This is a genomic window from Pseudomonas sp., from assembly GCF_028293835.1.
GTDB lineage: Bacteria > Pseudomonadota > Gammaproteobacteria > Pseudomonadales > Pseudomonadaceae > Aquipseudomonas.
The window spans coordinates 20,247-36,956 of the sequence record NZ_JAQGNX010000158.1 but is presented as its reverse complement, the minus strand read 5'-3'; the positions used below and the strand labels follow the sequence as shown (position 1 = coordinate 36,956).

Genomic DNA, 16,710 nt, shown 5'->3' with positions numbered 1-16,710 from the left:
AAACTCAGGCAACCGATTCTGGAAGCCTTTCCGCCCTGGAGCAAGCCATGCAAGACCTCGATCCCGTCGAAACCCAGGAATGGCTGGACGCCCTGGAATCGGTTCTCGACAAAGAAGGCGAAGACCGCGCTCACTATTTGATGACCCGTATGGGAGAGCTGGCCACCAGAAGTGGCTCACAGCTGCCATACGCCATCACTACGCCGTATCGCAACACGATTCCCGTTACCCACGAAGCACGCATGCCTGGCGACCTGTTCATGGAACGCCGCATTCGCTCGTTGGTGCGATGGAACGCACTGGCCATGGTGGTCAAAACCAACCTGAACGACCCCGACCTGGGCGGTCACATCTCCAGCTTCGCCTCCAGCGCGACGCTGTATGACATAGGCTTCAACTACTTCTTCCAGGCACCGACCGACGAACACGGCGGCGACCTCATCTACTTCCAGGGTCACGCTTCGCCGGGCGTTTACGCGCGTGCGTTCATGGAAGGCCGGATCACCGAAGACCAGATGAACAATTTCCGTCAGGAAGTTGATGGCAAAGGTCTGTCGTCCTACCCGCACCCGTGGTTGATGAAAGACTTCTGGCAGTTCCCGACTGTGTCCATGGGCCTTGGCCCGATCCAGGCGATCTACCAGGCACGCTTCATGAAGTACCTGGAGCACCGCGGCTACATCCCTGAAGGCAAGCAAAAAGTCTGGTGCTTCCTCGGCGATGGCGAGACTGACGAGCCGGAATCCCTAGGCGCCATCTCCCTGGCCGGCCGTGAAAAGCTTGATAACCTGATCTTCGTCGTCAACTGCAACCTGCAACGTCTCGACGGTCCGGTTCGCGGCAACGGCAAGATCATCCAGGAACTCGAAGGCGTGTTCCGTGGCGCGCAATGGAACGTGACTAAAGTCGTTTGGGGCCGTTTCTGGGACCCACTGCTGGCCAAAGACGTCGACGGTATCCTGCAACGCCGCATGGACGCAGTCATCGACGGCGAGTATCAGAACTACAAAGCCAAAGACGGCGCGTTCGTTCGTGAACACTTCTTCAACACGCCTGAACTCAAGGCCATGGTTGCTGACCTGTCCGACGACGAAATCTGGAAGCTCAACCGCGGCGGCCACGACCCGTACAAGATGTATGCGGCCTACCACGAAGCCGTCAACCACAAGGGTCAACCGACCGTGGTATTGGCCAAGACCATCAAAGGTTATGGCACCGGCGCCGGTGAAGCGAAAAACACGGCGCACAACACCAAGAAAGTCGATGTGGACAGCCTGAAAAGCTTCCGCGACCGTTTCGACATTCCGGTCAAAGACGACCAACTGGATTCCCTGCCGTTCTTCAAACCTGAAGAAGGCAGTGCCGAAGCCCGTTACTTGAGCGAGCGCCGCGCAGCACTGGGCGGTTTCGTGCCTCAGCGTCGCGCCAAAAGCTTCAGCTTGCCAACGCCGCCGCTGGAAACCCTCAAGGCTCTGCTTGACGGTACCGGCGACCGTGAAATCTCCACCACCATGGCCTTCGTGCGAATTCTGTCGCAACTGGTCAAGGACAAAGAGATTGGCCCGCGCATCGTTCCGATTATTCCGGACGAAGCCCGTACCTTCGGTATGGAAGGCATGTTCCGTCAGTTGGGCATCTACTCGTCCGTCGGCCAGCTCTACGAGCCAGTCGATAAAGAACAAGTGATGTTCTACCGCGAAGACAAGAAAGGTCAGATTCTCGAAGAAGGCATCAACGAAGCAGGCGCCATGTCCTCCTTCATCGCTGCCGGTACGTCGTACAGTAGCCACAACCAACCGATGATTCCGTTCTACATCTTCTACTCGATGTTCGGTTTCCAACGGATTGGTGACTTGGCCTGGGCCGCTGGCGACAGCCGCACCCGGGGCTTCCTGATCGGTGGCACGGCGGGTCGTACCACGCTCAACGGCGAAGGCCTGCAGCACGAAGATGGTCACAGCCATATCCTGGCTTCGACCATCCCGAACTGCCGTACATTCGACCCGACTTACGGCTATGAACTCGCGGTGATCATCCGTGAAGGCATGCGCCTGATGTTCGAAGAGCAACAGGACGTTTTCTACTACCTGACCGTGATGAACGAGTCCTATGCGCACCCGGCCATGCCGGCGGGTTCCGAGGCTGGCATCGTCAAGGGCATGTACTTGCTCGAAGAAGACACCAAGGAAGCGGCTCACCACGTTCAGCTTATGGGTTCGGGCACTATCCTGCGCGAAGTACGCGAAGCGGCGAAGATTCTGCGCGAGCAGTTCAACGTCGGTGCCGACGTCTGGAGCGTTACCAGCTTCAACGAACTGCGTCGCGACGGCTTGGCAGTAGAGCGCAGCAACCGTCTGCACCCAGGTCAGAAACCTGCCCTGAGCTACGTGGAAGAATGCCTCGCTGGCCGTAAGGGCCCAGTGATCGCGTCGACCGACTACATGAAACTGTTCGCTGACCAAATTCGTCAGTGGGTACCGTCCAAGGAATACAAAGTCTTGGGCACTGACGGTTTCGGCCGCAGTGACAGCCGCAAGAAGCTGCGTAACTTCTTTGAAGTCGACCGTCACTTCGTGGTGCTGGCAGCTCTGGAAGCCTTGGCCGATCGTGGCGATATCGAACCTAAAGTAGTGGCTGAGGCCATTGCCAAGTTCGGCATCGATCCTGAAAAACGTAACCCACTGGACTGTTAAGAGTCTGTCTCAAGATCGCAAAGGGCGCTGAAAAGAAGCGCGTAACAGCAGACGATGCGGAATTTACCTTGGTAAATGAGCATCCGAAGCTGTTTTCGCCGCAACCCGACACAGCGCAGTCGAGAGTGAACAGGTTCTCCGAAGGAGAGACATTGTGAGTGAGCTAATTCGAGTACCCGACATCGGCAACGGTGAAGGTGAAGTCATTGAATTGATGGTCAAGGTCGGCGATCGCATCGAAGCCGAACAGAGCATCCTGACGCTGGAATCGGACAAGGCGAGCATGGAAATTCCTGCTCCCAAAGCCGGCGTCATCAAAAGCATGAAAGTGAAGCTGGGCGACCGCCTGAAAGAAGGCGACGAACTGTTTGAGCTGGAAGTTGAAGGTGAAGCGGCTGCGCCTGCCGAGGCCGCTCCTGCTGCACCGGCCGCTGCCGCTGCTCCGGAAAAAGCAGCGCCTGCACCGGTTGCAACTGAAGCAGCCGCCGCTGTTCCAGCCGCTGCCGCCAGTGAAACCGTCCAGGACATTCACGTTCCTGATATCGGCTCGTCGGGCAAAGCTAAAATCATTGAAGTGATGGTCAAGGTCGGTGACACCATCGAGGCTGATCAATCGCTGATCACCCTCGAATCCGACAAAGCCAGTATGGAAATTCCTTCGCCGTCCGCTGGCGTGGTGGAAACCATCATCATCAAGCTGGACGATGAAGTCGGTACTGGCGACCTGATTCTAAAATTGAAAGTGGCCGGCGCTGCTGCACCGGCAGCTCCTGCTCAAACCGCTGCTCCGGCCCCGGCTGAAGCGGCACCCGCTTCCGCACCTGCTGCAAAAGCCGAGGCGGCGCCTGCTGCTCCAGCACCAGCACCGGCTAAAGACGGCGCCAAGGTTCATGCTGGCCCGGCTGTCCGCCAACTGGCCCGTGAATTCGGTGTCGAGCTGAACGCAGTCGGCGCAACCGGCCCACACGGCCGCGTGCTCAAGGAAGACGTGCAGGTTTACGTCCAGGCCATGATGCAGAAAGCCAAGGCCGCTCCGGCTGCCGGTGCTACCGGTGGCGCGGGCATTCCGCCGATTCCGGTTGTCGATTTCAGCCGCTATGGCGAAACCGAAGAAGTACCGATGACGCGCTTGATGCAACTTGGCGCGGCCAGCCTGCACCGCAGCTGGTTGAACATCCCTCACGTGACTCAGTTCGACCAGGCTGACATCACCGAGCTGGAAGCTTTCCGTATCGCGCAAAAAGCGGTTGCAGAGAAGGCCGGCGTCAAGCTGACCGTCCTGCCATTGCTGCTCAAAGCCAGCGCTTTTCTGCTCAAGGAACTGCCGGACTTCAACAGCTCGTTGGCGCCAAGCGGCAAAGCGATCATCCGCAAGAAATACGTGAACATCGGCTTTGCCGTGGACACGCCAGAAGGTCTGCTGGTCCCGGTCATCAAGAACGTCGATCAGAAAAGCCTGCTGCAATTGGCGGCAGAAGCGGCTGAACTGGCTGAGAAAGCCCGTTCGAAGAAGCTGTCGGCTGACGATATGCAAGGCGCCTGCTTCACTATTTCCAGCCTCGGGCACATTGGCGGCACTGGCTTCACGCCAATCGTCAACGCACCGGAAGTAGCGATCCTTGGCGTGTCCAAGGCAACTATTCAGCCAGTCTGGGACGGTAAAGCCTTCCAGCCGAAACTGATGCTGCCTTTGTCGCTGTCCTACGATCACCGCGTAATCAACGGCGCGGCGGCTGCACGCTTCACCAAACGCTTAAGCGAGCTGCTGGCGGATATCCGCACGATGCTGCTGTAATGCAAAACCTGTAGGAGCCTACTTGTTGGCGAGGCGGTATTTCCGTAAAGACCGCATTGGTCCTCGCCAACAAGTTGGCTCCTACAGAGTCTGGGTGTTCAAAAAAATCCCGGAGCTGTCCGAGAATTACCGATTTTTCGAGCTGCCACGCTCGTACCTCAACCCCGCCAACTTGGCGGGGCTTTTTTTGTCTTCCTTTTTACTTCCGAAAATGCTGATATTTATCTAAACCGACCAGCTGCACTCCAGCTAGTCTCACTTCTGCCGATATTTATAGCACTAAGCCACCGTGCTCACTTGTCAGCCCGAGCTGCATGATGCAACCTTGCGACACGCGGTATAAATGAGGGCATTAGCCCATGCGCGATCAGCATTTTGAAAGTGAGTTTCTTAATGAAAAGCCAACCCGATGCCGCCGGTCGAACCGCGGCCGAGGTAGTAACGCAATTACCGGTGCCCTCGCGGCTCGGTATGCTGCGTTTCGAACGGCTGAACGAAGCTAATTGGGCGCTTTTGTACCTTGACCCCAACTGCGAAAAACAGTTTGGCCAACCCGCAGTAGACCTGTGTGCATTAATCGGCTCGCCGTATGCCAGCCTGATGGAGCCCGAAGCGCGCTATCAAATGCATGACGCTGTGCAGTCGCAATTGGCCAGCGGTCCTTTTTACCTGATCCGCTACACGCTACACACCTCTAAAGGTCCGCTGAGCGTCCTCGAACTGGGCGAAGGCTATCGGCAGCATAACCGCGATCTACTCCGTGGTTATTTGATGGTGGTCGAAGGGCTGTTCGCGCAAAACGACCCGGTATCGTCGCCCGACCTGGAAACTCAGAACAGTCGCCTGCAAATTGCGCTTGAACTCAACCAACGTGCCCAGCAGGAACAACTGCTGCACCTGGAACGCGTTCGCGCTCAGCAAGACCTGATTTTGCGCCTCGCTCGTCATCGCTACAGCACGCATAACTCCGTGCAGGAAGCGGCTCAGTTGATCACCCAAAGCGCGTGTGACATCTACGACATCTCCAACGCGAGCATCTGGGACCTTAGCGGCAGCCATCTGGAACCCATTGCTGCGTTCTGCCGTGACACTGGCGAGTTCTTGCGGCCCAAGGCCATCGACCTCAGCACCTTCCCGACCTACCTGGAGGCGCTGCATACCAGCCGTGCCATTGATGCGAACGATGTTCAGCATGATCCGCGCACCAGTGAGATGGCTGAGAAGCTGAGACCCAGGGACATCAATGCGATACTCGACGCCAGTGTCCGCATCGATGGGCTGGTGGTGGGTGTGTTATGCCTGGAGCAAACGGGTATTGCGCGTCCGTGGCAGTCCGATGAAATCGCCTTTGCCGGTGAACTGGCCGACCAGTTCGCCCAGGTCATCAACAACCACAATCGACGCACCGCCACCAATGCCTTGCATTTATTCCAACGAGCGGTGGAGCAAAGCGCCAACGCCTTCCTGCTGGTCAATTGCGATGGCGTGGTGGAATACGTAAACCCGAGCTTCACCGCAATCACCCAGTACACCACCGAAGAAGTGCATGGGCATCGGCTGTCGGAACTGCCCGCACTGGAGAATCTCAACGAACTGCTGCTTGACGCCAACTCCAGCCTGGTTAAAAGCAACAGCTGGCAGGGCGAATTCAAAAGCCGCCGTAAAAACCTTGAGCCTTACTGGGGCCAGCTGTCGATTTCCAAAGTGTATGGCGACCACCGCGAGTTGACCCACTACATCGGCATCTACGAAGACATCACCCAAACCAAGGCTGCCCAGCAACGCATTGAGCGCCTGGCGTACACCGACAACCTCACTAGCCTGGGCAACCGCCCGGCGTTCATTCGCAACCTCGACGAGCGTTTTGCCCGAGACAGCGATACGCCGATCAGCCTGCTGCTGGTGGACATCGACAACTTTAAACGCATCAACGACAGCCTTGGCCATCAGACCGGCGACAAGCTACTGATCAGTCTTGCGCGGCGCTTGCGCAACAGCCTGAGCCCCAGCGGCAGCCTTGCGCGTTTCGCCAGTAACGAATTCGCGGTGTTGCTGGATGAAACCGATGTCGAGGCCGGGATGCAGATTGCCGTCCAGGTGTTGAAGACTCTGGACAAGCCAATGTTCGTCGACAACCAACTGATCAGTGTGACTGGATCAGTCGGCCTCGCCTGCGCGCCGCTTCACGGTCGCGACCCGCAAACCTTAATGAAGAACGCAGGCTTGGCGCTGCACAAAGCCAAAGCCAACGGCAAACATCAGGTGCAGGTGTTCACCGAAGCGTTGAACGCCGAAGCCAGCTATAAACTGTTCGTCGAAAACAACCTGCGCCGCGCGCTGACTCAAAACGAACTGGAAGTGTTCTATCAACCCAAACTGTGTCTGCGCAGTGGCCGGCTGCTGGGCATGGAAGCACTGCTGCGCTGGAATCACCCGGAAAAAGGCATGATCCGCCCGGATCAATTCATCAGCGTCGCCGAAGAAACCGGCTTGATCATTCCCATCGGCAAGTGGGTTGCCCGTCAGGCATGCCGCATGAGCAAAGAATTGACCGCCGCTGGAATGGGCCGTTTGCAGGTGGCGATCAACGTCTCGCCCAAGCAATTTTCTGATCCGGACTTGGTGACGTCGATTGCCAACATCCTCAAAGAAGAACACCTGCCGGCTACCATGCTTGAACTGGAGCTCACTGAAGGGCTGCTGCTGGAAGCGACCAATGATACTCGTCAACAACTGGACTTCCTGAAACAGCTTGGGCTGTCCTTGGCCATGGATGACTTCGGAACCGGCTACTCATCGCTTAGCTATTTGAAGAAATTTCCCATCGACGTGATCAAGATCGATCGCAGCTTCATTCGTGACATCCCGGACAACCAGGACGATATGGAAATTACCTCGGCGGTGATTGCCATGGCGCACAATTTGAAACTCCAAGTCGTGGCCGAGGGCATCGAAACCGCCGAGCAATTGGCTTTCTTGCGTCGGCACCGTTGCGATGTTGGCCAGGGCTACCTGTTCGACCGGCCCATTCCTGGCCAGGACCTCATCGACAAGCTTCGACGATACCCGCGTGGTCCGTTGCCTGATCCGCAACCGAGCTGACAGTGTCGCCACTCTGTAAACTACGTTCGTCCCGATGCTGCCGTCGCCCCTTCCCTCAAGCCTGAACTGTCGGGCAAACTGTCGACCTTCCTCAATCACCTCTTTAAGACCTCATTGACCACCCCCATTCAGTTACCTCCTGCTACCGAGAGGACATGAATCATGGCTTTGCGCTCGGAGATACTCGTGAACAAGAACGAATTGCCCACTGCCCAGCAAGCGTTGCCAGGCCGTGAAACACCCATGACCGTGCCGGAGAAACATTTCGTCAACGGCAACCCGCTGCTGGGTCCATTTCCGGGCAGCGTCGATTTCGCGATTTTCGGCTTGGGCTGCTTCTGGGGCGCCGAACGTCGCCTGTGGCAGCAAGAGGGCGTACACAGCACCTCCGTGGGTTACGCTGGCGGCTTCACGCCGAACCCGACCTACGAAGAAGTCTGCTCCGGGCTGACTGGCCACAGCGAAGTGGTATTGGTGGTGTATGACACCGAGCACACCACCTACGAAGCACTGCTAAAGGTGTTTTGGGAGTCGCATAACCCGACGCAGGGCATGCGTCAGGGCAACGATCTCGGCACGCAGTATCGCTCTGTCATCTACTGCACTAACGAAGCGCAGTTAGAAGCGGCCATCGCCAGTAAAGCAGCATTCCAGGCCGAACTGGATAAAGCAGGCATGGGCCAGATAACCACCGAAATCGAAGAGGCGCCGACGTTTTACTACGCCGAGGCGTATCACCAACAATACCTGGCGAAGAACCCGGCTGGGTATTGCGGGTTGGGTGGAACTGGGGTTTGTTTGCCGGCTTGAAATTGTTCTCGCTAATACGTCGGCTCTACAGGTTTACGCCGATCCTGTAGCCAACGTGTTAGCGACGCCGTTTATTCCGCAATCAACCAATCCATCTGCCAACCGCCCTGGGTCTGCCCCAAGGTTTTAGCCAGCCACGGCATCAGTTCGCGCAACTCTTCTTCCAGGCCCCAAGGCGGATTGGCGATGACCAGGCCCGATCCGTTAAGGCTCTGCGGGGTGTTCAGTGGATGCACGAACAACTCAACCCGCAACAACTTCGGCGCGCCGGTAGCGGCCAAATCCTGGTAAAAGCTGCGTAGCTGACGTGTGTCCTTGATCGGGTACCAGATGGCAGCCACGGTCTGACGCATGCGACCGATGGTTTCTTTCAACGCCACGGCGCAGCGTTTCATTTCGTCCAATTGCTCGAACGGCGGATCGATCAGCAACAAACCTCGCTTTTCCGCAACGGGCAGTAGCGCACGCGGCACATGCCAGCCTTCGCCCAAGTGCACGGCGACACGTCGGTCACCGCGCATGTTCTCTTTGAGCAGACGCCCATCTTCGGGGTGTTTTTCGTTGAGCAGGATGCGTTCGCGCTCGCGGGTCAGGCGACGGGCAATCTCCGGCGAACCAGGGTAATAACGCAGTTCGCCATCCGGGTTCATGTCGTGCAGCACTTGCAGGTAATCGGCCGTGAGCGCAGGCAAGTCCGAAGCGCCCCACAAACGACCGATGCCTTCGAGCCATTCGCCGGTGCGGCTGGCCTGATCGCCCTTCAGGTCATACAGACCAATCCCGGCGTGGCTGTCGATATAGGCGAACGGCTGCTCCTTGCGCGCCATAAGGGCGATCAAGCGAGTCAGGGTCAAGTGTTTGAACACATCGGCGTGGTTGCCGGCGTGGAAAGCGTGACGGTAATTCATGGCTGCTCCTGGAAGGCCACGAAGTTTACATGAGTTTGCACCGGACGAAAAAACGCAGAAGCGGCGAGTCAGCTGAAAACGACCTGCTCATAGGTATATCGGCCATTGCGCGCGCAGGGTATTGCCGACATGCGATAGCACAACGAGAATCAACCAATACTGAATAAAAGGAACCGACGACATGATGCACGCGGATTTGATTGACCAGGAAGACCTGCTCGGCCAACTCAGGTCACTGGGTTTCGACACGTCTGCCGGCGCCACCGCCGAACAAGCCTGCGCCCAGGCGGTATGCGGCCTGACCGAAGCCCGGGCCACAGCGCTGCGGCGAATGATCGAACAAATGCTGACCGGCAGCGCCACGATCTTGCCGGCAGTGCGCCAGGCAATTGATCAGCAGTTGCTGCCAGCGTTGGCGACCTATAAACACAATCGCGGATAGGACCGAACTTCCCTGAGGCAACTTGTTGGCGAGAGGCTGAACGCGGCGAGTCTGTTACGCCACCTCGCGAACACGTTCACTTTTATCAAACAACGCTTAACTTAATGACTTAAAAATAATCTGTAGGAGCTGCGCGACAGCGCGGCGTCGAAGACGTGACGGACCCTCCTACAGATTCGGTGTGCAATTCACACCTGATCTTGGACAACACGCGCAATGACTTACAACCTGACACTCGCAAACGTCGATTCATTACGCGCCTGGCTTAGCGCCGACAATGGCCCTGAAAGCGGTGTCATTACCAATGACTGCGGGATTGGCATCATCGCCACTTGCTGCGCGGTGTTGGAACCTACGCGTTCGTCGCGCGGTGGGATGCCGAAGTATTCGCGGTAGCACTTGGAGAAGTGTGGCGTGGAGACGAAGCCACACACCGAGGCCACTTCGATGATCGACATGGGCGTCTGCTTAAGCAGTTGCCGTGCGCGGATCAAGCGCAGCTTCAAGTAATAGCGCGACGGTGAACAATGCAGGTATTTCTGGAACAGCCGCTCCAACTGACGCCGGGACACCGCTACATACACCGCCAGTTCATCCAGGTCGATGGGCTCTTCGAGGTTAGCCTCCATCAGCGCGACGATTTCTTGCAGCTTCGGCTGATTAGTGCCGAGCATGTGCTTGAGCGGCACGCGCTGGTGATCTTGCTCGTTACGAATACGCTCGTAGACGAACATTTCAGAAATAGCCGCCGACAGCTCGCGACCGTGATCACGGCTGATCAAGTGCAGCATCATGTCCAGCGGCGCGGTGCCGCCCGAACTGGTGAAGCGATTGCGGTCGAGGGTGAACAAGCGCGTGCTCATGGCCACACGCGGAAAAGCTTCCTGCATCGACGCCAGGCATTCCCAATGCACGCTGCAATCGAAACCGTCCAGCAGGCCGGCGCACGCCAGCGCCCAACTGCCGGTGCACACCGCGCCGAGGCGACGCGATTGACGCGCCTGGCTTTGCAGCCAGCTCACATGCTCACGGGTCACGGTGCGTTGGATGCCCACGCCGCCGCAAACAATCACGGTGTCTAGGACCGGGGCTTTATGCATGGAGGCATCGGGGGTGATCTGCAAGCCATCACTGGCCCAGACCTGGTTACCATCAGCGCTCAATGTGGACCAGCGATACAGCTCGCGGCCTGACAGCTGATTAGCCATCCGCAGCGGCTCTACGGCGGAAGCCAGCGAGATCAGCGTGAAATTGTCCAGCAGCAAAAAGCCGATGGATTGAGGCGTGCGGTTCTGGGGCTGGGACTGGGCACCAGAGTTGAACGAAGTCATCGCGGTATCTCCTCACACTAGGCGGTTGATGGCCTCAGGCGGAGGCTCTTGTTATTCCCTCATGGGCGGGAGGGTTTTGAGTTACACAACGCAATTGCCATGCCTAAGTTGAATGGGCATTCAATAAAACCTGAAAACGACGTCGTGATGCGTCTATATAAGGAGGTTCGACGTTCACGGCTATACGACGCGGACGCCGGGTAATACAAGGGGTCCGGACGATTGAGCACTTCGGTAGCACATGTGTGAAGGTTCAACTGCATCGGACTAAAGGAGTGTCACTGCGGTGCACGAACAGACCAACGGTCAGTGGTGTTCGTGTCGTTCAAGTGCCCCGATACGACGACGCGCCAAAAGGTGGCGGCGAGCTTGGGCAGTGAGCAATAACCGGGCAGACACATTGAACTGTAGGAGCTGCCGAAGGCTGCGATTGGGTCGCAGGCGACCGGTGCCCAGTCGAATCGCAGCCTTCGGCAGCTCCTACCGGTTCAAGCAGATATCAGCATTCCACCGCACTGACCGCCAAACCACCGCGGGAGGTTTCCTTGTACTTATCGTGCATGTCCGCGCCGGTGTCGCGCATGGTGCGGATTACCCGATCCAGCGAGATGAAATGCTGTCCGTCGCCACGCAAGGCCATCTGTGCAGCGTTGATCGCTTTCACTGCGGCAATCGCGTTGCGCTCGATGCATGGCACTTGAACCAGGCCGCCTACCGGGTCGCAGGTCAGTCCGAGGTTGTGCTCAAGACCGATTTCCGCGGCGTTGCACAACTGCTCGGGCGTGGCGCCCAAAATATCGGCCAGGCCTGCTGCCGCCATGGCGCAGGCCGAGCCTACTTCGCCCTGACAGCCCACCTCAGCCCCTGAAATCGATGCGTTCTTTTTGCACAGAATGCCAATCGCGGCAGCTGCCAGCAGGTAATCGACCACATTGGCCTCGCTGACTTCTTCGCTGAACTTAACGAAGTAATGCAACACCGCCGGAATAATGCCCGCCGCGCCATTGGTCGGCGCAGTGACCATACGACCGCCCGCCGCGTTCTCTTCGTTGACCGCCAAGGCGAACAGGTTCACCCATTCCATAGCGCTGAGGGTTGAACCAATCACGTTCGGCTTGCCCAATTCCTGCAAGCTGCGGTGCAAGCGCGCAGCACGACGACGAACATTCAATCCGCCAGGCAAGATGCCTTCGTGTTTGAGGCCCTGCTCAACGCAATCTTGCATGGCTCGCCACAACCGCATCAGGCTGCTGCGAATTTCTTCCTCGCTGCGCCAGACCTTCTCGTTGGCCATCATCAACTGCGAAACGCGCAAACCGTGCTGATTACACAGCCGAAGCAGTTCGTCCGCGCTGGAAAAGTCGTACGGCAATTCGGTACGATCCATGTCCAGCACGCCGCTGGCGGCCTGGGCCTCGTCAACGACGAAACCGCCCCCGACCGAATAATACGTATCGCGGTGCAGTTCGCCCCCCTCGCCCTCGGCGATCAACGTCATGGCGTTGGGGTGGAACGGCAGGTTTTCATCAATGAGCAGCATGTCCCGCTGCCACTCAAACGCAATCGGTAAACGGCCATCGAGCAACAAGGTATGGGTTTCTTTCAGAGTCTCGATGCTCAAGCCGATCTGCGACGGATCAATCGAGTCTGGCCATTGGTTCATCAGGCCCATGATCACGGCGTTGTCGCTGCCGTGGCCGATGCCGGTGGCCGACAACGAGCCGTACAAGCGAACCTCGATACGACGCACCCGGTCTAACTCTCCACGTTCACGCAAGCCTTGGGTGAACAGTGCTGCGGCGCGCATGGGTCCTACGGTGTGAGAGCTGGAAGGTCCGATACCGATCTTGAACAGGTCGAACACGCTGATAGCCATTGCCGCAAACCCTCTGTAATCGAGACGCCTGGCGCCCAAAGCGCCTGGTGACGGAGCTGCTACGCTAAAGCTGCTATCCGCCGAGATGGGCGCATCATCGGGCTTTTGCCCTGATGCACGGCGTCTGACACCGACGCACCCGTATCCACCAACGTCGTATTGACCCAGAGAGCCGGGACAGGAGGTTTTGCGACTGTTTCGCCCACTCGGATGCCGCAGTGACAGGTGAAAGGTGCCTTTTCGCCTGTTAAAAAATCTGTAAGCGACGTTGCCAACACTGGATACGACCCACTATGTACTGGATGCGACTACCCCTGTAGGCGTTTGTTTTCCCCTGCTACATGATCAGTCTCGACTCGATCGCCAGGCGCAGTGGTAAAACTGTTGTGTGAAACGCCTCGCCGTTCAGCTGCAACGCGCTAAACCCTATAAACCGCGTCAGCGATTACAGGCTGATGACGAGAAGAAAACACTCAGGAGTGCATCGATGAAAGGTTCTCAAACGTTGCTGTTGGCCGCTGCACTGAGTCTCCCACTGCTGGCGCAAGCTGCAGAACCGGCACAGTGCAAAACCGTCAACTTTTCAGATGTCGGCTGGACGGACATTACGGTCACCACCGCGACCACCAGCGTAATCCTTGACGCTCTGGGCTATAAAACCAAGACCACGATGATTTCCGTTCCAGTGACCTACAAGTCATTGGCCGATGGCAAAAACATGGACGTGTTCCTGGGCAACTGGATGCCGACGATGGAGAACGACATCAAGGCCTACCGCGACGCGGGCACTGTGGACACCGTTCGCGTCAACCTCAAGGGCGCCAAGTACACCCTGGCCGTACCGCAAGCGCTGTATGACAAAGGGCTTCATGACTTCGCCGACATCGCGAAATTCAAGAAAGAACTCGACGGCAAAATCTACGGTATCGAACCGGGTAACGACGGCAACCGTCTGATCCAGAGCATGATCGACAAAAATGCCTTCGGCCTCAAAGACGCGGGCTTCAAGGTGGTTGAGTCCAGCGAAGCGGGCATGCTGTCGCAGGTTGATCGTTCCCAGAAACGCGATACCGCCGTGGTGTTCCTCGGCTGGGCACCGCACCCGATGAACAAGCGTTTCAAGATTCAGTACCTGACCGGCGGCGATGACTATTTCGGTCCCGATTTCGGTGCGGCCACCGTCCTGACCAACACCCGCAAGGGCTACACCCAGGAATGCAGCAACGTTGGCCAGTTGCTGAAAAACCTGGAATTCAACGTGGACATGGAAAGCTCGCTGATGGGCAACGTCCTGGACGACAAGATGAAGCCGGAAGCAGCTGCGACTGCATGGCTGAAACAAAACCCAAAAGTACTTGATACCTGGTTGGCTGGCGTGACCACTGTAGACGGTAAACCAGGCCTGGAGGCCGTTAAAGCCAAGCTGGCTAAGTAACTCGTGTGCAGACGGGTTCGCCCGTCTGCTGTTGTATTATTTTCCCCGCATGCGGACATTCAATACCATGCTGACTGATCACAAAATCCCTCTGGGCCAGTACATCGCCGCATTCGTTGAATGGCTGACGAAACACGGCGCCAACTATTTCGACTTAATTGCCTCGACCCTGGAAACAATGATTCACGGCGTGACTTTCGCACTGACCTGGTTTAATCCGCTGGCATTGATTGGCTTGATCGCGCTGCTCGCGCATTACATTCAGCGCAAATGGGGCCTGACCGCGTTCGTCATCATTTCTTTTCTGCTGATCCTGAACCTGGGCTATTGGCAAGAAACCATGGAAACCCTGGCACAGGTGCTGTTCGCGACCTTTGTCTGCGTGATTATTGGCGTACCGCTGGGTATTGTCGCGGCACATAAACCGATGTTTTACACCATCATGCGCCCGGTCCTCGACCTGATGCAGACGGTTCCGACGTTCGTTTACCTGATTCCAACCCTGACTCTGTTTGGCCTTGGCGTAGTGCCAGGACTGATCTCGACGGTGGTGTTTGCGATTGCCGCGCCGATTCGCCTGACCTACCTCGGTATTCGCGATGTACCCCAGGAATTGCTCGACGCTGGTAAAGCTTTCGGCTGCTCACGGGGTCAATTGCTCTCGCGCATCGAATTGCCCCACGCCATGCCAAGCATCGCGGCGGGCATCACCCAGTGCATCATGCTGTCGCTGTCAATGGTGGTGATCGCAGCACTGGTGGGCGCCGATGGCCTGGGCAAACCCGTGGTCAATGCACTGAACACGGCGGACATCGCTTTGGGCTTCGAAGCCGGCCTGGCAATCGTATTGCTGGCGATCATGCTCGACCGTATCTGCAAACAACCTGACGCTAAAATAGGGGGTGACGCATGAGCATAATCCGCTTTGAGAACGTAGACGTCGTCTTTTCCAAAGACCCTCGCGAGGCATTGAAACTGCTCGACAAGGGCATGACACGCGACCAGATCCTGAAACAAACCGGGCAAATCGTTGGTGTTGAAAACGCCAGCCTGGACATCGAGAAAGGCGAAATTTGCGTCCTGATGGGACTTTCCGGCTCCGGCAAATCCAGCCTGTTGCGCTGCATCAATGGCCTGAACACGGTCAGCCGCGGCAAGCTGTTCGTTGAGCACGAAGGCACGCAAATCAACATCGCATCGTGCACCCCGGCTGAACTGAAATTGATGCGCACCAAGCGTATCGCCATGGTCTTTCAAAAGTTTGCGCTGATGCCTTGGTTGACGGTTCGCGAGAACATCAGTTTCGGCTTGGAAATGCAGCACCGTCCGCCTGAAGAACGGCGCAAGCTGGTGGATGAAAAGCTTGAGCTGGTGGGCCTGACCCAATGGCGTAACAAGAAGCCCGACGAATTGTCCGGGGGCATGCAACAGCGGGTCGGCCTGGCTCGCGCCCTGGCGATGGATGCCGACATTCTATTGATGGACGAACCGTTTTCGGCCCTGGACCCATTGATCCGCCAAGGCCTGCAAGACGAACTGCTGGAACTGCAACGCAAGCTGAACAAGACCATCGTTTTCGTGAGCCACGATCTTGATGAGGCCCTCAAGCTCGGCAGCCGGATCGCGATCATGAAAGACGGTCGGATCATCCAGTACAGCAAGCCAGAAGAAATCGTCCTGAATCCGGCCGACGATTACGTCCGGACTTTCGTCGCTCACACCAACCCGCTGAACGTGTTGTGCGGCCGCAGCTTGATGCGAACGCTGGACAACTGCACCCGCGTCAACGGCGAAGTGTGCCTCGATCCGGGCGGTGACTCGTGGATCGGTCTGGGCGAAGGCAACATCATCAATGGTGCGCGCCAAGGCGCTGCGACCTTCGATCTGCAAAACTGGGCGCCGGGCCAGGCCATGGACACCTTGGGCCGTCTTCCGACCCTTGTTCATTCCGACATCGGCATGCGCGACGCGCTGCAAATCCGCTACCAGACCGGTAACAAACTGGTCCTGCAAGAAGACAACAAAGTAGTCGGGATCCTTGGCGACAGCGAGCTGTACCACGCGCTGTTGGGCAAGAATTTAGGTTAATAGTAAATTCTCTGTATGAGCCAACTTGTTGGCGAAAGGCTTTAGGCGGTGTCTCTGACACACCGCCTCGCCAACAAGTTGGCTCCTACAGGGGCGTTTGCGCCCATGCTTTGCCCCTCGTTTACTTCCCTGACATTTCACCGCAAACGCAGCTCAAATATCCGCCCGTGCCTTTTTATTGATTGAACGTTCAATCAATAGTAAATAGACTGGCTCTCGCCGAAACCATC

At 57.2% G+C, this 16,710-nt stretch carries 11 protein-coding genes; 8 read left to right on the top strand and 3 right to left on the bottom strand.

Annotation, left to right across the window (positions count from 1 at the left end; genetic code table 11):
• The first annotated feature begins 47 nt into the window (after positions 1-47).
• From aceE to msrA, 4 genes are all read left to right on the top strand, one after another.
• Positions 48-2,693 carry a pyruvate dehydrogenase (acetyl-transferring), homodimeric type gene (gene aceE, locus JWR17_RS21340; protein WP_299834562.1) on the top strand — a complete coding sequence of 882 codons (2,646 nt, stop codon included), beginning with the start codon at positions 48-50 and terminating at the stop codon, positions 2,691-2,693.
• A gap of 154 nt (positions 2,694-2,847) precedes the next feature.
• On the top strand, positions 2,848-4,488 hold the full coding sequence (aceF, locus tag JWR17_RS21335) for a dihydrolipoyllysine-residue acetyltransferase (RefSeq protein ID WP_299834556.1): 1,641 nt from the start codon (positions 2,848-2,850) through the stop codon (positions 4,486-4,488).
• 393 nt (positions 4,489-4,881) lie between these two features.
• Positions 4,882-7,590 (top strand): GGDEF and EAL domain-containing protein, encoded by a 2,709-nt coding sequence (locus JWR17_RS21330; RefSeq protein WP_299834554.1) that lies wholly within the window; start codon positions 4,882-4,884, stop codon positions 7,588-7,590.
• Between the two features lie 162 nt (positions 7,591-7,752).
• Positions 7,753-8,400: a peptide-methionine (S)-S-oxide reductase MsrA gene (msrA, locus tag JWR17_RS21325; protein ID WP_299834553.1), complete on the top strand. Its 648-nt coding sequence runs from the start codon at positions 7,753-7,755 to the stop codon at positions 8,398-8,400.
• 71 nt (positions 8,401-8,471) lie between these two features.
• Here msrA and rlmJ read toward each other — a convergent pair whose 3' ends face one another.
• Positions 8,472-9,308, bottom strand: a complete 837-nt coding sequence (rlmJ, locus tag JWR17_RS21320) for a 23S rRNA (adenine(2030)-N(6))-methyltransferase RlmJ (protein WP_299834551.1) — start codon at positions 9,306-9,308, stop codon at positions 8,472-8,474.
• Between the two features lie 181 nt (positions 9,309-9,489).
• Between rlmJ and JWR17_RS21315 the strand changes: the two genes are divergently transcribed.
• Complete coding sequence (locus JWR17_RS21315) at positions 9,490-9,750, top strand: hypothetical protein (RefSeq protein WP_299834549.1); 261 nt, start codon at positions 9,490-9,492, stop codon at positions 9,748-9,750.
• 221 nt (positions 9,751-9,971) lie between these two features.
• Here JWR17_RS21315 and JWR17_RS21310 read toward each other — a convergent pair whose 3' ends face one another.
• Both JWR17_RS21310 and JWR17_RS21305 read right to left on the bottom strand, forming a co-directional pair.
• Positions 9,972-11,081, bottom strand: coding sequence for a GlxA family transcriptional regulator (locus JWR17_RS21310; RefSeq protein ID WP_299834547.1), 1,110 nt, complete (start codon positions 11,079-11,081; stop codon positions 9,972-9,974).
• A gap of 499 nt (positions 11,082-11,580) precedes the next feature.
• Positions 11,581-12,957, bottom strand: coding sequence for an L-serine ammonia-lyase (locus JWR17_RS21305; protein ID WP_299834545.1), 1,377 nt, complete (start codon positions 12,955-12,957; stop codon positions 11,581-11,583).
• 487 nt (positions 12,958-13,444) lie between these two features.
• Between JWR17_RS21305 and JWR17_RS21300 the strand changes: the two genes are divergently transcribed.
• The 3 genes from JWR17_RS21300 (at position 13,445) to choV (ending at position 16,480) form a co-directional block, all read left to right on the top strand.
• Positions 13,445-14,392, top strand: a complete 948-nt coding sequence (locus JWR17_RS21300) for a choline ABC transporter substrate-binding protein (RefSeq protein WP_299834543.1) — start codon at positions 13,445-13,447, stop codon at positions 14,390-14,392.
• A gap of 67 nt (positions 14,393-14,459) precedes the next feature.
• Positions 14,460-15,305: a choline ABC transporter permease subunit gene (choW, locus tag JWR17_RS21295; RefSeq protein WP_299834541.1), complete on the top strand. Its 846-nt coding sequence runs from the start codon at positions 14,460-14,462 to the stop codon at positions 15,303-15,305.
• On the top strand, positions 15,302-16,480 hold the full coding sequence (gene choV / locus JWR17_RS21290; RefSeq protein WP_299834540.1) for a choline ABC transporter ATP-binding protein: 1,179 nt from the start codon (positions 15,302-15,304) through the stop codon (positions 16,478-16,480). Before choW ends, choV begins: the two co-directional genes overlap by 4 nt.
• Positions 16,481-16,710: the final 230 nt, after the last annotated feature.